Annotated in this window: 20 protein-coding genes, 1 pseudogene and 1 riboswitch; of the genes and pseudogenes, 2 read left to right on the top strand and 19 right to left on the bottom strand. The window is 34.6% G+C overall.

What is annotated here, in order from left to right; all coding sequences use genetic code 11:
• The 11 genes and pseudogenes from DFR79_RS16100 to DFR79_RS07185 all read right to left on the bottom strand — a co-directional run.
• Positions 1-414 (bottom strand): annotated as a pseudogene (locus DFR79_RS16100) (hypothetical protein); the annotation flags it as partial.
• 82 nt (positions 415-496) lie between these two features.
• Positions 497-940, bottom strand: coding sequence for a DUF2975 domain-containing protein (locus DFR79_RS07140; RefSeq protein WP_133514820.1), 444 nt, complete (start codon positions 938-940; stop codon positions 497-499).
• Between the two features lie 46 nt (positions 941-986).
• On the bottom strand, positions 987-2,234 hold the full coding sequence (locus tag DFR79_RS07145) for a sensor domain-containing diguanylate cyclase (protein ID WP_133514821.1): 1,248 nt from the start codon (positions 2,232-2,234) through the stop codon (positions 987-989).
• 132 nt (positions 2,235-2,366) lie between these two features.
• The gene (locus tag DFR79_RS07150) at positions 2,367-2,972 is read right to left on the bottom strand and encodes a pentapeptide repeat-containing protein (protein WP_166638004.1); all 606 of its coding nucleotides are present in this window, start codon (positions 2,970-2,972) and stop codon (positions 2,367-2,369) included.
• Positions 2,973-3,061: 89 nt separating this feature from the next.
• Positions 3,062-3,952: a DUF4351 domain-containing protein gene (locus DFR79_RS07155; protein WP_133514823.1), complete on the bottom strand. Its 891-nt coding sequence runs from the start codon at positions 3,950-3,952 to the stop codon at positions 3,062-3,064.
• Positions 3,953-4,140: 188 nt separating this feature from the next.
• Complete coding sequence (locus DFR79_RS07160) at positions 4,141-6,528, bottom strand: PAS domain S-box protein (RefSeq protein ID WP_133514824.1); 2,388 nt, start codon at positions 6,526-6,528, stop codon at positions 4,141-4,143.
• A gap of 25 nt (positions 6,529-6,553) precedes the next feature.
• Positions 6,554-8,518: a methyl-accepting chemotaxis protein gene (locus DFR79_RS07165; protein WP_133514825.1), complete on the bottom strand. Its 1,965-nt coding sequence runs from the start codon at positions 8,516-8,518 to the stop codon at positions 6,554-6,556.
• Between the two features lie 227 nt (positions 8,519-8,745).
• Positions 8,746-8,833, bottom strand: a riboswitch (cyclic di-GMP riboswitch).
• A gap of 253 nt (positions 8,834-9,086) precedes the next feature.
• A complete protein-coding gene (locus DFR79_RS07170) occupies positions 9,087-9,515 on the bottom strand; it encodes a DUF4351 domain-containing protein (RefSeq protein ID WP_133514826.1) in 429 nt (142 codons plus the stop codon).
• 17 nt (positions 9,516-9,532) lie between these two features.
• Positions 9,533-10,840: a putative bifunctional diguanylate cyclase/phosphodiesterase gene (locus DFR79_RS07175; RefSeq protein ID WP_133514827.1), complete on the bottom strand. Its 1,308-nt coding sequence runs from the start codon at positions 10,838-10,840 to the stop codon at positions 9,533-9,535.
• A 20-nt stretch (positions 10,841-10,860) separates the two neighbouring features.
• On the bottom strand, positions 10,861-11,910 hold the full coding sequence (locus tag DFR79_RS07180) for a CHASE4 domain-containing protein (protein ID WP_133514828.1): 1,050 nt from the start codon (positions 11,908-11,910) through the stop codon (positions 10,861-10,863).
• 141 nt (positions 11,911-12,051) lie between these two features.
• Positions 12,052-12,627, bottom strand: coding sequence for an HD-GYP domain-containing protein (locus DFR79_RS07185; protein WP_166638005.1), 576 nt, complete (start codon positions 12,625-12,627; stop codon positions 12,052-12,054).
• A 99-nt stretch (positions 12,628-12,726) separates the two neighbouring features.
• Between DFR79_RS07185 and DFR79_RS07190 the strand changes: the two genes are divergently transcribed.
• Together DFR79_RS07190 and DFR79_RS07195 are read left to right on the top strand one after the other, a co-directional pair.
• On the top strand, positions 12,727-13,221 hold the full coding sequence (locus DFR79_RS07190; RefSeq protein WP_133514830.1) for a transposase: 495 nt from the start codon (positions 12,727-12,729) through the stop codon (positions 13,219-13,221).
• Between the two features lie 5 nt (positions 13,222-13,226).
• A complete protein-coding gene (locus DFR79_RS07195; RefSeq protein ID WP_279512873.1) occupies positions 13,227-14,288 on the top strand; it encodes an IS3 family transposase in 1,062 nt (353 codons plus the stop codon).
• A 39-nt stretch (positions 14,289-14,327) separates the two neighbouring features.
• Here the strand turns inward: DFR79_RS07195 and DFR79_RS07200 are convergent, their stop codons facing one another.
• The 8 genes from DFR79_RS07200 to DFR79_RS07235 all read right to left on the bottom strand — a co-directional run bounded on the left by DFR79_RS07200 (position 14,328) and on the right by DFR79_RS07235 (position 21,567).
• Positions 14,328-14,948 carry an HD-GYP domain-containing protein gene (locus tag DFR79_RS07200; RefSeq protein ID WP_133514832.1) on the bottom strand — a complete coding sequence of 207 codons (621 nt, stop codon included), beginning with the start codon at positions 14,946-14,948 and terminating at the stop codon, positions 14,328-14,330.
• 28 nt (positions 14,949-14,976) lie between these two features.
• Complete coding sequence (locus DFR79_RS07205) at positions 14,977-15,177, bottom strand: hypothetical protein (RefSeq protein ID WP_133514833.1); 201 nt, start codon at positions 15,175-15,177, stop codon at positions 14,977-14,979.
• A 420-nt stretch (positions 15,178-15,597) separates the two neighbouring features.
• Positions 15,598-17,910 carry a sensor domain-containing diguanylate cyclase/phosphohydrolase gene (locus DFR79_RS07210; RefSeq protein ID WP_133514834.1) on the bottom strand — a complete coding sequence of 771 codons (2,313 nt, stop codon included), beginning with the start codon at positions 17,908-17,910 and terminating at the stop codon, positions 15,598-15,600.
• Between the two features lie 154 nt (positions 17,911-18,064).
• Positions 18,065-18,883, bottom strand: coding sequence for a CsgG/HfaB family protein (locus DFR79_RS07215; protein ID WP_243727735.1), 819 nt, complete (start codon positions 18,881-18,883; stop codon positions 18,065-18,067).
• Positions 18,884-18,973: 90 nt separating this feature from the next.
• On the bottom strand, positions 18,974-19,489 hold the full coding sequence (locus DFR79_RS07220) for a hypothetical protein (RefSeq protein ID WP_133514835.1): 516 nt from the start codon (positions 19,487-19,489) through the stop codon (positions 18,974-18,976).
• 62 nt (positions 19,490-19,551) lie between these two features.
• Positions 19,552-19,971 (bottom strand): curli assembly protein CsgF, encoded by a 420-nt coding sequence (locus DFR79_RS07225; protein WP_133514836.1) that lies wholly within the window; start codon positions 19,969-19,971, stop codon positions 19,552-19,554.
• A gap of 83 nt (positions 19,972-20,054) precedes the next feature.
• Positions 20,055-20,651, bottom strand: coding sequence for a hypothetical protein (locus DFR79_RS07230; protein ID WP_133514837.1), 597 nt, complete (start codon positions 20,649-20,651; stop codon positions 20,055-20,057).
• Between the two features lie 205 nt (positions 20,652-20,856).
• Positions 20,857-21,567 (bottom strand): hypothetical protein, encoded by a 711-nt coding sequence (locus tag DFR79_RS07235; protein ID WP_133514838.1) that lies wholly within the window; start codon positions 21,565-21,567, stop codon positions 20,857-20,859.
• Positions 21,568-21,658: the final 91 nt, after the last annotated feature.

The following is a 21,658-nucleotide window of genomic DNA, read 5'->3' on the forward strand; positions in this document are numbered from 1 at the left end:
CTCTTCTGCATATTTCAATATTTTAACCATTTTGTAATCCCTCCATATTTCTGAGATTTCTTGCTTACTTAAAAATTTATCACATAATACAAATGTCAAAGCAACAATATTATTTTTTAAATTTTTTTCTATCTCCAGTTTCTTCTCCAGTTCAATAGTTTCTTTAACCCGTTTAACCATCTTCTGGTCACTCTTCATCAGCGGAAGAAATATTAATTCAAGATAATTAATTTCTTCCCCTTTCTCAATTTTTTCTCTTAATTCTTTCATCTTTTCTTTGCCATCTTTATCAGACATATTAACAACAGTTGTATTATACCCCAGGCTGCCAGCATTAAAAGCTGCCTCTGAAGCTGGGTATCCCTTAATACATAAAATTATGGTCCGAATCCTGTCTCTATATCTATTATACAACTTTAAGTCATAGGAAGCAAAACACTTTATAGAATAATTTGGAAATAAAGTTAAATATTATAGTTTTGGATAAGCATACTAATTACTTTCTTAATAACTTTTGCAGCACATCAGCAGAAAAGGCAATAACTAGTGGTGCCAGAACCAGGATCATCCCATATAATATAGCACCAGGAGCATCATCAACTTCTGCCACAATAAAGACCAGAGGCATCATCAGGGCATACATTATACTGATTATATAGGCATATTTTTTTATCTTAATTAAACTCTCCCCTGCTGAGTTTGAGAAAACATTTTCTGAGTCGACATAACTTAAAAGTTTAAACATCTGATATAAGACAGCAATAAATGGAATTAAGCTGAGAGTCATAATTGTCGCAATACCATAGAGTACATAAGCCATTTTGGTACTCCCTGCTCCTCCATCACTAAAAACTGCTGCCAGAAAAAATAATAATAAAATTGAGACTATAATCCCGGTGAAAACAACGGCTGCTTTTAAAAATATTATTTTTAGTTTCATATCACAGACCTCACTTATCTAATTTTTATTAAAACCAGTAAAACTCTCAATATCTACCCGAAAATTTCTGTTCATACATTTTTTCATCAGCTTTATTATAACATTTTCTAATATCTTTAACGCTATGATTCTGATTATTACCATCTGTTGTCTCGGAGCCCAACGCGATAGTCAATGGTATCGGCAGCTCCTCAATCTTATTGTCTTCTTCAAGCCTCTTTAATATCCTATCAACAACATCCTCTGCCCTGGAATAATTGGTATCAGGCAAGATGATTGCAAACTCATCTCCACCAATTCGGGCAACAATATCTTCAGTTCGGACGGAGTCTTGGATTGCCTCGGCAGCTCTTTTAATATACCTATCACCCATGCTGTGACCGTAATTATCATTAATTTCTTTTAACCTGTTCATATCTCCAACAATAATACTGATCGGATATTTTCTGGAATTATTCAATCGCTTAAGCTCTTCATTGAAAAATCTTCTGTTATACAGTCCTGTTAATTCATCATGGTTGGAAAGGTGTTTTATTTCTTCTGCAGCTCTTTTTTCCTGATCTATATCTATGTGAACTCCTACAACCCGGACAGCATTTCCACTTTCATCTCTTTCTGTTACCTTCCCAATATCTCTGATCCACTTCCAATCTCCGGACTTAATTTTAACACGATGTTCATTCTGATATTTATTGGTTTTACCTTCCAGATGATCTTTGACATCCTTTAAGGCCTGATCTTTATCATCAGGATGAACTAAATCCAGCCAGGTATTAAGGTTATTATCCAGATCAGAAAGCTCATATCCCAACATTTGGGCCCAATTATCATTGAAATGTACTGTATCATTAGCAGGATTCCAATCCCAGATCCCAATATTACCACCCTCTAGAGCAAGTTCCAATCTTTCTTTAAGCTCTTTTAATTCCTGTTTCTGCTTTATCCGATGCGAAATATCTATAATCTCAAAGAGTATTTTCCCATCATCTAAGTTAGAATAACGGAAATTGAAATATTTATAATCACCAGCAGCAGTTGTAATCTTATAGGTTCTATCTTTAATATTATTTTCTATATCATATTGAAAATGTTTTTTGACTTTTTCTCTAGATTCTGGATCTGGATAAGCCTTTTTGTACCAGTCTTCCATTGTTTTAATTTCAGCTTCTGTATATCCAGTCATCTCTCTAATAGTCTGGTTGGTAAATAAAAGCTGGCCCTGTTGATCAACTATTACAACCCATGTTGATAATTTATCGATTAAAGTCTCCATTAATTGATCATCTCTTCCCATAGTTTGTTCACCTCAGACATCATTATAGTGATAATACTTATATTATACATCAGACTTTGTATTCCTGCATTATACTGGATAAAAAGCCGGAATCTTATATCAAGATCCCGGCTTTAAACTTTCTGCAATATTCTATTCTATCAAAGCTCCCAGAGATTCAACTATTATCCCTGCCTGCATATAATCTAGATGTACATTCTTTAAATCTATGTTTTTAAAATCAATACCAGCAATCTTAGCTTCCCGCAGATTGGACCCACTAATTTTTGCTTCTGTTAAAACCGCACCACTTAAATCAGACTCTCTAAAATCAGTTTCTTTTAAATTGCAGCCATAAAAATCTGCGCCAGCAAACTTTATTCCCCTTAAATCAAATCCCGACAGATTATTATGTCTAAATATAACATAGGACCAGTCTCCACCAATTATTTTTAGTGCAGTCAAATCAGCACCAATTAAGTCTGCACCAACCATTCTACAGTCTACAAAGTCTGCATTAAATAACTTGGCTCCCTCAAAGTTACAATTTAAAAAGGTTGAATTTTCATGAACTGAGGCATTTAAATAAGAATTGGAAAAGTCACATTCGACAAAATTACATTCTCTGGTCATTATTTCTTTTAAGCGGGTATTTTTAAAACTGCAGTTATTAAATTTGCTTTTATTGATGGTTATCTCACTTATAGATCTGTTATCAAATATCTCTTCTACATATTCTGTTTTATCCTTTAATTTCACTGGCTTTTGCCCCTTCATTTTCTCTTTAATAAATAAAACCGGCTGAATTTTTAACTCCAACCGGTGTAATTAATATTTTTATATTCAAATTAATGTTTCAAAAAGTCTATTAATTCTGCCTTTGAATTTGTAGTTACTATTTTTTCACTTAAATCTTCAATTTTATTTAGCTCAGCCTCATTAATTAGAGCAATAATTTCATTATCTGTATCACCAAATTTAGCCTTGATTTGCCTCATCAGGATTAATCGTGCTTCTTCCTGTTTCCCTTCAATTTTGCCTTCTATCTTGCCCTGTTCTTCTGCATATTTCAATATTTTAACCATTTTGTAATCCCTCCATATTTCTGAGATTTCTTGCTTACTTAAAAATTTATCACATAATACAAATGTCAAAGCAACAATATTATTTTTTAAATTTTTTTCTATCTCCAGTTTCTTCTCCAGTTCAATAGTTTCTTTAACCCGTTTAACCATCTTCTGATCACTCTTCATTAGCGGAAGAAATATTAAGTCAAGATAATTAATCTTTTCCTTCTTTTCTATTTTTTCTTTTAATTCTTTCAGCTTTTCTTTACCATCTTTATCAGACATGTTAACAACAATTGTATTATACCCTAGACTGCCGGCATCAAAAGCTGCCTCTGAAGCAGGATATCCCTTAATACATAAAATTATGGTCCGAATCCTGTCTCTATATCTATTATACAACTTTAAGTCATAGGAAGCAAAACGAATCAGATCATCAACCGAAACCTCTATTTCTTCTTCTAAATGTAAGATTGATCCATCTTCCAGTTTGAAATTCAAATCCATCCTCTCTGTATTTGTTTCAATCTCAGCAAATTCAGTCTCCAAATAAGAATCAATTCCAGGCAGCTCCACCTTTAAGAAATCGCCAATATCATTTTTAAAAAGATTAAAAGAGTCTTTAAAAACAAAATCATAGTTATGAGCTGTAACATCAAACTGTTCCTGCATTAATTTTCCTCCATTTCTAATATTTATACTAATTAAAGTATATCATAGAATAATTTGGAAATAAAGTTAAAAATTAATAAAAAGCTGAATAAAAAAACCGCCCCGAAAAAAGGACGGTTAAAAATACTTTAAATTAACATCTACCTGCAAATTTCTGCTGATACAGCATTTCCACTTTAATCCTAAAATCAATCCTCCCTCGACTCATAAATAATCGAGTAAAGATATTCTTTTTCTCCAAAAAGAATTGGCTGGCTGTAAACCTCAACATCCCGGATCTCACCATTAAAAAGTTTATGTTTAAAAATAAAATAATTTTTATTTTTCTGCCTGGCTTCCTTCATTTCTCTGATTACCTCATCTTTTTTTAGTACATTAATATCTGTGATTTCCATTGAAGTCAGCTGATCTTTACTCCAGCCATAAAATTGGATCGTTGCAGGATTTGCATCAACAATTTTCCCAGTGTCAGGATCAATGATCAGCATTATTGTGAACTCATTTTCGAAAAGCGCCTGATATCTGTCTTTAATATTTTCATACTTTCTTTTTGTATCTTCCAGCTCAGTTAAATCTCTATAAATAACATAATAACCGGCATTTTCTCCTGCTAAAGAAATCGGAAAAGCCTGGATTGAAACTTCAATTTTTGCGCCTTCACATTTTTCTCTAATACTGCGGGAACTAACTCTTTGTCCTGCGAGCAGTCTGTCAATATATATTTCTGTTTCCAGCTTTTTGGTTTCCGGAACTATCTGTTTAATATTTTTTCCAATTATCTTTTTTCTACTGTACTCAAACATTTCAAGAAAATAATCATTTGCCCTTATGATATTAAAGTCAACATCTAAAATTACAATTCCTTCCTTTGATTCTTCAAATAAATCCTCAAAGTATTCTTTTTTATCCAGAGAATATTTTTCGGTTTGCGAACTATTTATCTCATCTTTTAAAACATCTTTTTTCAGACTGTCAATTCTGTTGCTTTTTACAATCTGGATAAAGGCTTCCGCCACCTGTGGTGAAAATTGACTTCCCTTATTTTTCTGTATTTCCTCTAAAGCGGTCTCAATACTTAGAGGATCACGGTATGCTCGTTTAGATAACATTGCATCCCAGGCGTCTGCTACCCCCAGAATCTGTGAGATGATCGGGATTTTATCTCCTGCAATTCCTTCTGGATAACCACTGCCATCCCATTTTTCGTGATGATATAAGATATATTCTGAAATAGATTTTAAGGACTCAGATTTAGAAAGTGCTTCACTACCCCAGACCGGGTGCTTTTTAATCAATTGATATTCGCGCTCAGACAATTTACCCTTTTTATTAATAATATCCAGCGGCACTAGTAACTTACCAATATCATGGACAAGTCCTGCCCAGTAGGTGGTTTTGATTGTTTTTTTAGGAAGATCCATTTCTCTGGCGATAGCAGAAGCGATTTCGGCTACATTTTCCGAATGGCCCTTTGTGTAAAGGTCATAAATCTCCATTATTTTGATAATTGAAGTGATCAATTCTCTGGTAAAGTTAGTCTGCAGATTATCAAATCTTTTAAAGGCAAAAAAAACAGAGGCCAGGGTCGAAAAAGATTCCAGGATTTTTCTGGTTGTATCACTAAATTCTCTGCTGCTGCCCTGTTTAATATCAAGAGCCAGTCTCCCCACAACCTGGCTGTCAACATCAATATTTATATACAGGGAATCTTTTATCGGTTTTAAAGCCTGCTTTAAAATTTCTCTCTGAGATGTTTCCATTTTATCAACATTTAAAAAGTAGTCTCTGGTCTGGTAGATATCCTTCCCTTTAAAATTGTAAAATAAATCTTTTTCTATTTCTAACTTTTTTAATAATTCTATCTCATGTCCGACTGCATCAATAAAAACATAATTATCATTTTGATTAACAATCACCATTTTAGCATAATCTGCTTCAGGAACTATTTCAATTGCATTTTGCAGAAGATCTGAGAAAAAATCTTCTTCACTCATAAAGGTCTTATTTTCCATATTAGATACGAGCTCTATCATATTTACAAATCTTTGATTTAGATTATTTATTTCGGCAAAAGACTGTTCCAGTTCTTCATTCATTGCAATAACTTCTTCGTTATAGGCTGAAAGCTGCTCATTTGAGGCAGCCAGTTCTTCTTTCTGGTTCCTGAGCTCTATCTCCTGCTCTTTTCGCTCAGTAATATCGATCACAAAACCTTCAATTTTATTTTCATCATTATTTTTTGAAGAGACAACTCTGGCATTCATACTTACCCAGAACTTTTCTCCATTTATTTTATATGCCTGATATTCAAAATTTTTAAGCTCATTTTGTTTCTTTAATTTTTCTAAAAATTCATTTCTTTTTTCTGAATCAACATAAAAGTCCTGACTGAGACACTGATAATTTACTAAAACTTGTTCAACATTCTCAGCTCCCATCATCTCAGCCATACTAGAATTAATATATTCGATTTTATCATTAAAAGTGGTTCTAAAAATTCCTATAGGAGCTTGATCAAGAAAATCAAAATACTCTTCTGACATGTTTTTAGATATATTCCTGTCATAATCACTCACTGAATAACACTTCCTTTTTAAGCTCTTACAGATTAAATTTCTTAATCACTTCTGTTAATTCAACTGCCATTCTTGTTAAATCTTCAGATGCGCTTACAATTTCTTCTGTAGAAGCACTCTGTTCTTCACTGGCTGCTGCTACTTCTTCTGCATTGCTGGCTGCTTCCTGACTTACTGAAGCAATTTCTTTTATTGTTGCTTCGACATCTTTACCATTGGCACTTACCTTTTCTGAGCGATCATTAATATTCTCAATTAAATCTCTCAAGCTTAAGGCTGCTGAATTAATTGCTTCGAATGACTTACCTGTATTTCTAATTGCATCAACACTGCCATTTACAACTTCTTCGGTAGCGTCCATCCTGGTTACTGCACTGCCAACTCCACTCTGGATTTCTCTTACCAGTCCTCCAATTTGATTTGTAGCATCTTCTGATTCTTCTGCCAGCTGTCTTATCTCATCAGCAACAACGGAAAATCCACGGCCGGCGTCTCCTGCTCTGGCTGCTTCAATAGCAGCATTTAAAGCTAAAAGATTGGTCTGAGCTGCTATATTATTAATCAAGTTTACTATCTCACCAATTTTATTTGATAAGTCTCCCAGATTATTGATAGTATTCGCGATTTCTTTAGTGTTTCCCTTTACGTTTTCTATCTGAGCAACAGAATTATCTATTGATCCATTTCCATCCTCAATATTATTCATAACATGATCTGCCTGTTTTTCCATATCTCTGGACATTAAGGTTACATTTTCTATCTGATCTATAAGCTCATCAATTTTACTGGTTGTTTCCTCTACCTGGGCTGACTGTTCTTCAGCACCAGATGCAACCTGCTGAATAGACTGTCCTACCTGAGTGGCGGCGGTAGCTACTTCCTCTCCCGAGGCAGATAATTCTTCACTGGAAGCAGAAAGATTTTCGGCAATATTTGCAAATTTAGAAAGTATTTCATTTAGATTTTCTTTCATTTTATTTAAAGATGAAGCTAACAATCCAATTTCGTCATTTCTATCTATTTCAAGATCGTCAACTGCCAGGTTACCCTGGGCAATACTGTCAGCCGTTTTAACCGCTTTAAGAATGGGGTTTGCAATATAACTGGCAATAAAATAAGTTATAATAATTCCAATAAGTAATGCAATTGCTGCTATCCAGATACTCATATTTCTGGAAGTAACTAATTCTGCCAGCACATCACTTTCGTCTGCTGTCATAGCCACAACCCAGCCTGCCAGTCCCACAGGGGCATAGGCTAATTCTTTTTCGACTCCGTTATATGTATATTCTCCTGTTCCAGAACCACCCTGGACCATTTTTTCGGTTAGACTCTGCAGATCAGGCTGTCCCGTTAAAATATCTGTATTACCTATATACTGGTCCCCTGGATGGGCAATTGTTCTTTTTTGTTGATCTATAATCCAGCCATAGCCAAAACCACCAATCTCCATCTCATTTATTAAAGACTGTAAGTATTCACTTTTTACTGTCCCCCCCATCACTCCCACCAGGTTATTATTTTCGATTATGGGAACTGCAATAACTATAACCTTATCACCCGAAATTCTACTTGTCATCGGAATAGAAATTGCTGTTTTCCCGGTTGAAATTGCTTCCTGAAAGTATTGGCGATCAGAAATATCTATGCTGCCACCATTTAAAATATTACCACTACCGGTAGTATCCACTATCAAAATTGATTCGATATCAGGATTATTAAATTGTGATAAAAAATCACTCTGCTCTGACCAGTTCATTGACTTTACCCGTTCGGCATTCGCAAAATCCTCCATCTGAGCTTTTAAACCAGAAAGCCATTCGAATACAATCTTTGCGTTCTGCTCCGCGCTGTTTAATGAACTATCAGCAGTTGAATCCTGAATAAGCTCACTAATAAAATTATTAAATGCTGCTGAACTGCCCACCATTAGAATCAGAATCATAACCGCAATAATAAGTATCATTTTCCCTTTTAAGCTTTTAAACATTTAGTCTCCCCCTTGAATGTTTTAGTTAACTAATATTGACACTAATCTACTTTAACTCAAATGATTATCCTTTTATCTAAAATGTAAGTTACTGGTAATTAAATAAACTATAATTTAATCAGTAATCTTTATTAATAAAAGTAATAATTTTCCTGTATTAATAAAAAAAATAAATACTTAAGCTCTTCTGCCTTAGTATTTATTCAATACGATGATAATAATTTATCACAGGCAGCCTGGCAGTCATAGATATTAAAATCCCTTAGACCCATAGCTTTGCGTCACCATTTTTCAATGATTTTGCCAAATATTTAGTTGACTTGTTTATTATGTTAATTATATCACATATATAATTAAAATTATACTTCTAAATTCTTACATAATAAATCATTTTTCGACAGATTGTTACCAATTAACATCGTCTGTTTAAAGTTTAAGTTCCAAATTCTGTTTTTCGCTCATAATTTTTTCTACAAAATATCCACATTCCGGTAAAAACATAAACTCCTGAAGCAAAATAAAACCGGCTGAGGTTTTAATCCCGGCCGGTTAATTTACTTGCTGCTATTTAATGCTTTAAAAAATCTATTAGTTCTGACTCCGAATTTGTAGTTACTATTTTTTCACTTAAATCTTCAATTTTACTCAGCTCAGCCTCATTAATTAAATTAATGATTTCATTATCTGTATCACCAAATTTAGCCTTAATTTGCCTCATCAAAATTAATCTTGCTTCTTCCTGTTTACCCTCAATCTTGCCTTCGATTTTTCCTTCTTCTTTCCCTTTTTTCTTGCCCTGCTCTTCTACATATTTAAAAAATTTTACCATTTTGCGATCCCTCCATAGTTCTATCATATTTTCACTGCTTAAAAATTTGTCACATAACACTATAGTTAATGCAGCCAAATTATTCTTGAATTTTTGATCGGCATCCAGCTTATCTTCCAGTTCAATAGTTTCTTTAACCCGTTTAACCATCTTCTGGTCACTCTTCATCAGCGGAATCCGCCCACTTATTCCTTTTTTAAAAATTCCTGTTCAAATTCTGCGGCAGGTATTGGTCTGCTGATATAGTAACCCTGAATTTTATCGCATTTAAGCTTCTTTAAAAGATTCAGCTGGGCAAGTGTTTCTACACCCTCGGCCGTTACCGTTAGTTCCATGTTTTTAGCCAGGTCCAGGATGGCTTTTACAATACCTGTCTCATAATTATCAACAGTTAAATCCATAATAAATGACCTATCAATTTTTAGTTTATCAATTGGGAATTTCTTTAGATAACTAAGTGAGGAGTAACCAGTTCCAAAATCATCGAGTGAGATTTTAATCCCCAGCTCTTTGAGTTTGTTTAATTTTGCCAGCACTAATTCCGGTTCAATCATCAAAACGCTTTCGGTAATTTCAAATTCCAACCGGCAGGGATCAACACCTGTCTCCTTAATTATACTCCGGACATCATCAATAAATTTTAATTGTTCAATCTGGATACTGGAAATATTTACGGCTACTCTCATTTCCTTATTATAAGAACTACTCCATTCTTTTATCTGCTGACAGGTCTGTCTTAAAACCCATTTTCCAATTGGAATAATCAAGCCACTTTTTTCTGCCAGTGGTATAAACTGAGCCGGAGAAATAAATCCCTGTTTGGGATATTCCCAGCGCAGCAGAGCCTCCATGGTATTTATCTTACCAGTATCTAAAGTCAATAATGGCTGATAATATACTTCCAGTTCATTCTTTTCGACAGCCATTCTGAGATCATTTTCCATAGTTAACTGCTCTATAAAATTTTCGCTTAAATTGTCAGTAAAGACCTTAAAATCCAGGTCATTTTCTTTAGCATAGTACATTGCAAGGTCTACATTTCTCAATAATATACTGATGTTTTCTCCATCATCAGGATAATTGACAATCCCGGCACTGGCTTTAATCTGAAATTCCTGATCAAAATATTCCCACGGTTCTTCTATGGCTTTTAAAATTTCTCTGCATTTTTGCTTAATTTGTTCTAGATCTTCTAAGTCTACAAAAACAAAAGCAAACTCATCCCCACTAAATCTGGCGACCATATCTTCCGGGCCCACTAAGTCCTTCATTTTTGCTGCAATATTTTTTAAAAATTTGTCTCCGGCATCATGGCCAAAAGAATCATTAATCAGTTTGAAACGATCAAGATCCAGATAAATGATACTGAAAGTTTTTTTATCTTTGTTTACCAGTTCTTCGAAATACTCAATAAACCTTGCTCTATTGGGCAGTTCTGTCAGATAATCCTGATAGGCCAACACCTTAAGCCTGTACTGCTCGGTAATATCCATAATTATACCAACCAGCCCTTTTATATTGCCGGAATTATCCCGATAGACTCCATGAGAAGCCGAAATCCATTTTTTGCTGAGATATAGTTTAGGTCCCTGTCTTTTAAGAAAATCCGGGCCGGTATGGTGTTTAGCAAAACCTGCTGTTCATCATTATGGATAAATATTGTTTTATTTAGAAGATAAAAAATTACAAAAGAAAATAAAGCACTGCTTAATAAAAATACAAAGATTAGATAATACAAACTTTTTAGACCCTGAGCATATACATTTCTTGGTTCTATTAATCTAAATCTTAAGCGATAGTTACCGGAAAGGTCTTTAACCACCAGATCACCGGCTATATACTCCCTATTAATTGGATTTATCTGGCTTATCCCATCTTTTAAAATTGAAGAGTCGGGTACCTTTTTGTAATTTGATCCAGGTTTGTTAGCAGAATCAGTTACTTTAATTTCTACAGTCATATTCAAACTTTCTGCCAGATTGCTGCGAAAGTGAGAATCCAGATGTTTTCCCATAATTAAAACACCATTCTGTTCTCCTGTAAATTCGCTTTTTAATATTGGTCGGAAAGAAATATAGTATGGTTGATCCTGATAAATAATTACTCCGGCAGTATAATCCCGATTATCACTAAATTCTATTTTGCTGTTTTTAGCCAGCAGATAATCCAGCATTCCTTTACTTAAGCTGTCTGCATCCTGCTGATGCAGGTCAACTTGCTTACTATAAACTAAATTATTATTACTATCAACAAAAACCATAAAGTTAAGGTCCAGATTTTTGAGAGTCTCATCACCTAAATTGTTCTCAATATACCTATTATTGCGATCATTAATAAATTGATATGTATCATCCCAGGGAGCCCAGTCACCATTTATTGTATTAATTCTTTCTAACTCCTGATTTAAAATCATCTGCAGAAGACTAATATCATTTTCCACCTGATTTTTCTCAATTTCTTTAAATTCATTTAATATTAAAACTCTACTCATCAGTAATAATACTACCAGCAGAACAAGTACAGTTATCATTATTATTTTAAGTGCTTTTTTACGAATATTCATACCTGTTCCTCCATTACATAATATTATTAATCTCTTTACATTTTTCCTGTCTTCTTCAATATATTTTGCAGCAGATCAGCAGCAAATAACAGCTGCTTTTAAAAAAATTATTTTCAGTTTCATATAACAGACCTCACTTATCTAATTTGATTTAAAGATTTTATCTATATCTTTGCTTACTCTGACATTTAGTTTTCCTTCTCCAGCCATTCTATTTAATATCTCCACAGCTTCCTGATGACTTAAACAATTTCTATACGGTCTTTTCTCCCTCAGCGCCTGATAAATATCTAAAGCTGCTAGTATCTGAGAAGGAAAATCAAGTTTTTCTTCTTTCAATCCTTTCGGATAACCACTGCCATCATTTTTTTCATGATGGTTCCCGGCCCATCTAGCTACTTCTTCCAATCCTTCTATTTGTTCTAAAGCTTTTCTGGTATAAAAACTATGAGCCTTTACCTTTTGATATTCCGGTTTGGTTAGTCTCCCTGGTTTATTTAATATTGAATTAGAAATAGCCAATTTACCCAGATCATGTAGATCAGCAGCAACAATTAATTGCTGCCTCTTTTCTTCACTAAAACCATAATGTTCAGCAATTATACTTGCCTTTTCACTTAACTGTTGTGAGTGGTGTCTGGTATACTTTGATTTAGAGTCAATAATCTCAGAAAATATAGCTGTTATTTTATGTAAATCTTGATATGAATAATCCACTAAGTAATCAGGACTTTCCCTATGTGTTAGGATAGTTGTCGTGGGGCACAAAATCTGTGTATAATAGAGTAACGACAATAAATCCTAAGGAGAATTACAATGCCAAGAAAAGTTTATTCCAAAAAATTGAAAGAATCCATATTTAAAAGACTGGCTCCACCTAATGCTGAAAAAGCACCTGATATAGCTAGAGAAACTAATATACCAGTTAATACCCTCTACACCTGGAGATCTAAGGTTTTAAAGAGTAATCCAACAAGTAATAAAAAAGCAAGAAAATGGACTTCCAAAGATAAGTTTCAGGCTGTTTTAGAAACGGCAAGTCTCTCAGAACTTGAAACAGCTAAATACTGCCGTGAAAAAGGCATCCATGTCGAAGAACTAAAAAGCTGGATTAAGCAGTGTCAGAACGCCAATGAAAACAAATTTGAAGATCCTAAAGAACTGAAAGATAACCTTAAAAAAGAACAAAAGAAAGCTAAAGAACTTGAAAAAGAACTTCGCGAAAAGGAAAAAGCTCTTGCTGAAACTGCAGCATTACTGGTGCTCAGAAAAAAGGCCCGAGCGATCTGGGGGGACCCAGAGGACGACTAATAGAAATTTCAGATCGCAAAAAAGCAGTAGAACTAATCGATGAAGCACATGCAAATGGCTGCAGAAAATTTAAAGCCTGTGAGGAGCTGAATATATCACAGAGGACCTATCAACGATGGTCTAAAGATGGTACTGTTAAAGAAGATCAGAGACCTTTGGTTGAAAGACCAGAACCCAAAAACAAATTAACTGAAGCTGAAAGAAAAGAAATAGTTGAAGTTTCAAACAGCAAAGAATTTGCAGACTTACCAGTTTCTCAAATTGTTCCTAAACTTGCTAGTCAGGGTAAATATATAGCTTCAGAATCCACCTTTTTTCGAGTCTTAGATAAGGAAAAAATGAATACGCATCGAGCTAAAAGCAAAGAACCTGTAAAACGAGAAGCTCCTACTCATATTGCTACTGCTCCTAACCAGGTCTGGACCTGGGATATCACCTGGTTGAATGCGATGATTAAAGGCAGTTTCTTTAAGCTCTATTTAATCGTTGATATGTTCAGCAGAATGATAGTAGCTTATGAAGTCTGGGAAACAGAAAATGCTGAGTATTCTAAAAGACTGATCAGAAAAGCTTCCCTGTCTCAGGGCATAGCAGCAAAAGATAAACCTCTTGTACTACACTCTGATAATGGAAGTCCAATGAAAGCAGCAACATTTCTAGCGACACTGGAGAAACTGGGAGTACAGAGTTCCTTTTCAAGACCAAGAGTAAGTAATGATAATCCTTATTCTGAGTCATTATTTAAGACAATGAAATATAGACCAGTTTATCCTAACAAAGGCTTTAAAAACCTAAGTGAGGCCAGAGAATGGGTAGCTGATTTTGTCCGCTGGTATAATCATCAGCATTTGCATAGCGGAATTAAATTTTTAACGCCCTACCAAAGACATTACGGGCTTGATATAGAGATCATGAAAAAGAGAACTGAAACATATTTAAAAGCTAAAGCAGAACATCCAGAAAGATGGTCAGGGGATATTAGAGATTGGACCCTGCCAGAATATGTAACTTTAAATCCAATGGATACTGCTGAAGTAGAAAAATATCTCAACCAGCAGAGCTCTTAAATGAGCTTCTGCAGGAGTGTTATTCAAAGAAATTTTTAACTAAATGCGACAACTTTCTTGACAAACACCGCTTTCTTCTTTTACTGCATCTAATATAAATATATCTTCTAAGTTAAGCCAAAAATTTTCCTGCTTAATTATCTGCCTAAATGCATTGATCATCCTTTTTGAAAATCTTATGTCTATTTGTTCACTAACCTGAGAAACTAAAACACTTCGATCCGGATCCCCATCATAATTTAGCTCGAAAAAATCAGCTAAAGAAATGATCTGAGAAAACAAAGGAATTTCATTGCCCTTTTTGTTGAAGAAGCCACTACCATCTACGTTTTCATGATGATATAAAATAATATTTTCATATTCACTGATCAGCGGAAATTTATTAATTGTTTTTTCGCCAATCACACAGTGGCTTTTTGCTTTTTCCAATTCTGATTTACTTACCCCTTTTTTATTTTCAACTCCACCTATATCATGCATTATTGAAAAGGCCAATAATGAAAACTGTTCTTTTTCCGTTAAATTAAACATCTCTCCCAATTTTAAAGCTATATAAGCCACTCGTTTACTGTGATTGGTAATATCATCTAAGATATCAATCTCAATATAATCTAAGACAAAAGAAATTGATATTAAAAACTGCTTTAAATTAAATTGCATATTTGATATAGCTCCTTCAATTTATCAATTATTTAGCTTCGTGTATTATTGAATAAAGATAATCTTTTTCGACAAAAGGTATCGGCTGGCTGTATACTTCAACCTCTTTTACCTCACCAGTTGAGATTTTGTGCTTAAAATTAAAATATAGCTTATCTTTAGATTTTGCACTTTTCATTTCTTCCTTTACTTCCTCTTTACTCATAGTATTTATATCTGTTATCTTCATTGCTGATAATTCTTCCCTATAATATCCATAGTTTCAAACTCAAACATCTCTAAAAAATATTTATTGGCTCTAATTATATCAAAATCACTATCCAAACTGCTGGTTAGATTCAGCTAACTCTATTTTTTGTTGCCGTAATTTTTTCTCATTATTTTTTTCTTCACTAATATCAAAAATATAACACTCAAAAGCTAAATAATCATCAGGCCAATACTTCCCAACCACAAAACTGTTCTATACTAGTTTATTTCTGCTTTTATTGAATAAAACCTTTTTTTGTTATTTAATTTAAAAATTGAGGCTACCTGAATAGCCCCAATTAACCTCCAAACTACAGCATATATTTAAACTTTCTCTCCTTCAGTTTAAGTGACTTGGCTTAATGATAATCCTTACTATTGTTATGCAATATTTTCCTTCCTAAATTAAATCATTTTCCATAAATTTAATAAAACCATCTGCTAACTCTGGCTCAAACTGACTGCCGGCACACTCTCTTATTTCTTCCAGAGCCTCATTTTTTGAAACAGCCTCTTTATAGGGAGCAGCATGAGTCATAACATCATAGGCATCTACTATTGTAATAATCCGGGCCAGATAAGGAATGTTTTCCCCCTGCAGCTGGCGGGGATAACCACTGCCATCCCAGCGTTCATGATGTGCATAAATATCCTCAGCTATAGTCACAAACTCTTCCGATGAAGAAGCGATTTCAAATCCTGTCTCAGGATGCTTTTTTACAACTTCCCATTCGATCTCTGTTAATTTCCCCGCTTTATTCAATATCGATTCCGGTATTGTGATCATTCCGATGTCATGTAAGGTTCCGAGCAGCGATAATCTGTGCAGCTGGGAATTATTTAATTCTAAAAACTTTCCAAATTTATAAGCTAACCCACTCATTCTTTCGGAATGTTCTTTTGTTTCATTACTCTTCTCATTTAAGGTATTAACCAGGCTTTTTACTATTTTACTCTTCGTACTTCTACTCTCCGATAATTTATTTTGATACATCTCATTATCTGCCTGTTTTAAAATCTCTGTAAGATCCGGTTCCGGTTTCTGCTTGGCAGCAAGGCCCAGGGCAATTGACACTGTCAGTTCATCATTTTCGGTGTTCTCACATTTTTCATTAATCCTGTTTATTATATTTTGAGCATCTTTTTTGCTTGTTTGTGGTAAAATAATTGCAAATTCGTCTCCACCCTGGCGGGCTAAAATATCCTCATCTCTCAGGGAAGATTTCAAAATCTCAGCTGTTTTAACTAACAGTTCATCACCTTTTTGATGACCAAAACTATCATTAATTATTTTAAGCCCATTAACATCAGCCATAATAATACTTACTGGCAGCTGCCGTTCGGTATCCAGTCTTTTCATTTCTTCTTCAAAAAATCTCCGGTTATATAAATCTGTTAGAGAATCTTTGTAGAGAAGATATTTAATCTGCTTTTCCTGATGTTTTTGATCATTAATATCCAGGTGGATCCCGACCAGCCTCAGCGGATTTCCCTCCTGATCACGTTCCACTATTTTGCCAATACCTCTTATCCATTTTAACTCTCCGGATTTAGTCTGGATGCGATGCTCATTTTCATAAAATTCTTTTCTTCCTTCAAAATGTTCTTTTAAACTTCTATCAATATTTTCTTTATCTTCAGCAAAAACTAGATCGCGCCAGGTTTTAACATCATTTTCTAATTCTTCTAAATCATATTCTAACATATTGGCCCAGTTTTCATTAAAATTAAGTTCGTCAGTCTTAAAATTCCAGTCCCAGACACCTACGTTTGCGCCTCTGATGGCCAGTTCCAGTCTTTCTTTGATTTCTTTAATTTCTCTGTCCTTTTTCTTTCTCGCAGTTATATCATCATAAACTGCATAAATCCCTACTTTACCAGTCAGTAATTCAACTTTAATTACATGCAAAGAAAAATATTTGATTTTTCCAGTTTTGGTCTTCCTTTTGACTTCTACTTCTACATTCTTATTCTTTAATACCTGGTTTTTATATTTATAGAAATCTTCTTTTTCGGATTCAGGAATTATAAAATTTTCAATATTATTAGCTAACAGCTCGTCTTCGGAATAACCAAAGATTTCTTCAAATTTTGGATTTGCCTTCAGCACATTATAGTCCTGATCCATCAGAAGTATACCTTCCAGAGATTTATTAAATAAATTTTCAAAAAGTTTTTTCTGATCACTTAACTCTGTCTGCTTAATCAGCAGCTCCAAATCTTCTTCAATAATTCTTTTGAATTCCTGCAGCAATTTTTTATCTTTACTCTGCAGCTCCAGACTCTTATTATCAAGAATGCAGATTGTTCCAAATGATTTTTGATCCGGCCAGCTTATAGGCAGGCCGTAATAAGATATCATATCCAGCCCCACATCAGGATTATCCTTCCAGACTTTATTTTTTAGAGCATTTTTAATATAGAGTTCTTTATTCTCTGCCAGAACTGTTTCGCAGTACAGGCCATCACCTATTATATTTTCTTCCCCGGTGTTATATGGGTTTGACTCATTCTGGCTCTTTAGAAAAACTTCTATCGATTCCGCATTTATTTTCATTATTAAAGCAGCCGACACCTCTATCATATCGGTAATTAAGTTTAAAATGTTCTGCCATTTACTAACAAATTTTTCGTTTATCTCCGGTTTGTTAAGATCAGTAATTTCGATCTCTTTAAGTTTGTTTTCTCCCCTTGAAAAAACCTGAGCTCGCATTTTCACATCCTCCTCTACCCAAAATTTATGGATTATCTCCTTTATTGTAACATTTTTTTAAGATTTTTGCAGTATTTGTTGCTTTATAATAGCAAAAAATCCTGATCTCTTTAAAAGAAAATCAGGATTCTATAAATATTTTATTGTCAGCAAATCAAATTACTCCCTGCTGATAAATTTTGAATACTGCTTCTTCTAACAGGGTTCTTATAATTAGATTAATAACTTCCTGTTTACCACGCCCGGTTTCGAATTCTACAATGTTATTGCCCATAAAGGAAAAGGCCTGAACTCCAACTCGTTCTCCTTCAATTTTTCCTTTTAAACTCTCTGACCAGACTACCTCTCCAGTAGTAGAATCAAGTACTCTGATGTCAACAGCTGTAGTGGCCACAGCATATTCTTTGATGCCACCTAAACCACCGATGTTGAGGCCAAGTCCACCAGTATTTCTATCAACCTGATATTCTGTTATTGCACCCTGAATAATATAATCAGCGCCTATCATCTGACCAATACCGGGACCTTCATCTCCGGCAAGTCTTTCATTTGTCTTTAAATTTTGCTCATTCATAAAATCTCCAAAGTTAACTCGGTCCAGCACCTTAAATTGGCGGGATCTTTTTAGAGCGGTGATCATCATATCTGTAGCACCCTGGGTAACTACCGCTGAACCTTCCTCCTTAATTTGTCCGGTCCGGTCAGCAATTGAGTAAACTGCTACAGCTGGTTTGTCTTCTCGCTCTGGAAGAGCAGCCAGCAGCTGAGTAGCAGGAGTCACATTGGGAGTGGAAGAAAGAATCGACTGATAATCTGCCAGAATTTCTTTCATCAGCTTTTCCGATTTTTCTGCCGCTAGATCTTCACCATGCTCACTACCCAATACGGCGGCAGAACTAATAATCAGCAAAGTTCCGGCCAGAAAAAATATAATAAAAAATGAAATAATAAATTTGTTTTTTAATTTCCCCATTTTCTAAACCTCCTTCATTTAAATTAACTCCTATAATATTTTTTTCTATAATTAATTGTTCGAATTAAACTGGATTTTAAAGTGTTTGAACTAAAAACCGATCATAAAACCGGTGCCAAAGTAGATTTCAGTCTCCTCAGAACCATTTTCTTCAGGATTGATTCCTTTAACTTCTGCAAAAATATTTTCGGTTATATTTACCCCGGCAAAAACCTGATAATTGGCTCTACCTGTTACTTCTGCTCCGGCCCCAAAATAACCAAGTGGATGGGGCTCAAAGGCGAGTGAAATAAATCCTGCAAAGTCATCTTCTTCTCGCAGATAATATGCTTCCGAAATCAGCTTCAGGCCCCTTCCTCGTGTTCCTGTCAGCTGGTTTTCCAGTCTAAAACCAGGATTTAGCAGATTACCTTCAGAACTGAAATTACTTAAAGTAACTCCAAATTTATGTTTTCGCGGCCCTAGTTCCTTTGCGTTTTCTGCCTCCAGCTGCTGAGAAGCCTCAATTAAAGCCAGTCTACTATCTAGATCTGACTGTGCCTGGACTGGATTGACTGATAAAACTAGAACTGAAACTATAATAATAAAAATTAATTTTACTCTCATAATATTATCCCCCTTTTCTTTTTCCGTTACTTAAATCCTATAAATCTATTTTTTTCTGAAAATTAATAGTAATAGTCGTCAGCAGAATAGGTTACAATAGAAGTTTCTCCTGTATTAAGATCTGTAATTGTTAATGTTACATCTCCATTAGGCTCTTCAATAACAGAAATATCGAGATTTTCTGTCTGATAACTTTTTTCTATTACAGACTCCTCACCTGTGATTTGGTCAATTAATTCCCGCTGCATAGTACTCATCAGCCTTCTCTCAAAGCTTTCTTTAAACCTTTCTATTGGGTCTTCATCTTCTTCTACCAGACCATCCTGTTTTTCTGCTGTATTAATTGCTACCTGACGGGCATTGGGATTGTTAAAAGTCCTGAAGCTCCAGCTCATTGTATACTGGGAAGCCTGGACTGATGCAAACCCTCCCCAAAATAAAATGGTCACTAAGGTTAAGATGATAATCTTATTTCTCCTCATTTTTATTCCTCCTTCTTTAAGAATCTTTTCTAAAACCGCTGTAAATTTTACAGCGGTTTTAGCTAAGATACTACTTTTTACTGCTATAATCCCAGCATAACTTCTAGATCTAAACCATTACCATACTGTTCAATATTAGCCTGATTATTATCGCCGATCTGTAAAACACCGGCAGTATTGTGATCACCATTTTGAGTTATCTGGCTTGAGTTATTTTGACCATATTGAGCACTGAAAGCCATATTGTTAAATCCATCTTGATCAATGTCATTAATATTATCAGAGCCAAACTGTTTGATCAGCGCTATATTATTTTCTCCGTGCTGGTTAATCTCTGCAGTATTACTGCTGCCAAACTGTTTGATTCCTGCTCTATTTCTACCACTTTGATAAATTGCACCCTGGTTATGGCTTCCGTATTGATAAATATAGGCTTCCTGATCCATCTCGAAATATCCAGAACCCGGGCCAGCTTCTCCACCAGATCCATTATCCTGTCCGGGATTATCTTCTCCTTCGTCTAAAAAAGGATTATAGCTGCCGTTAAATTCTCCCTGACCGGGATATTCGAACTCTACCTCTGGATTTCCTGGTGGAGCCTGGGCTAGAGCAATACCACTTAAAATCATTACCGCCGTCATTATCACGGCAAGTATGATTAATTTATTATTATCTAACATTTAAACACCTCCTGCATAGAACATAATCACTAGTAAAACATAATTAATAATTAAAAAAAGCCTGAATATTTATTTAGCTAATATATCCAGACAACTTCTACAATTTAATAAATAAACTTAATCTAGACTAATAAATTACTGGATCTCGGGAATATATATCCCCGAGATATTTGACCAGTAATTTAATAGCTAATGATTAATCATATTAATTTTGAATAATTGTTGCTCCGTTATTATTACCTGATTGTGTTATATTCGCATCATTATTGTTGCTTGACTGGTTAACAAAACCAGCATTTCCAAAACCAGATTGTACAACATCAGCATTATTATGCTCAGCAGACTGCATAACAAACGCAAAGTTGGAATCTCCAGCTTGAGTTACTTGAGAAAAGTTATATTTACCAGTTGCTTTTTGATGAGATACATTCCACTCCCCATACTGATAAGCACGCTGTTCATTAACTACACCCTCGTCCATATTCTGAGTTGCAGTATTATAATTTCCATCTTGATAAATTCTGGCATATTGACCCTGCTGACCAAATGACTGAGCAGCAAAGTTGCCGTTTCCAGTTTGATCAATATCTCCTGTACTACCAGAACCAACCCCCCAGAGACCTTGAGTTTGATAAGCCTTGTTATAAGAACCCTCTGAATTTATTGTTAAAACACTATTGGCACCATAAGCTTCCTGTCCTGCCAGGTTTGAATTACCAGACTGGAAAATAGTACCATAGTGGTTGCCTTGATCATAAGATGCTTTATTATCTGAATCCTGCATGATATAGGCTCCATTGTTGCTTCCTTCCTGATCAACATCTCCATAATTATCCTGAGCCATCACAGCTGAACCCATACCTACTACTAAAAATACCACTAAAGCTAATACAAAAAATCTTTTATTAAGTTTCATTTTTTTTCCTCCTTTTTGGTTTTGTTGCCTTTTTGGTCGGTTTCACCCTGACTCCCCGCCACTCCATTGGTGACCAGTTAAAAAACAGCGG

The sequence above is a fragment of the Halanaerobium saccharolyticum genome (assembly GCF_004362045.1).
Taxonomy (GTDB): Bacteria; Bacillota; Halanaerobiia; order Halanaerobiales; family Halanaerobiaceae; genus Halanaerobium; species Halanaerobium saccharolyticum_C.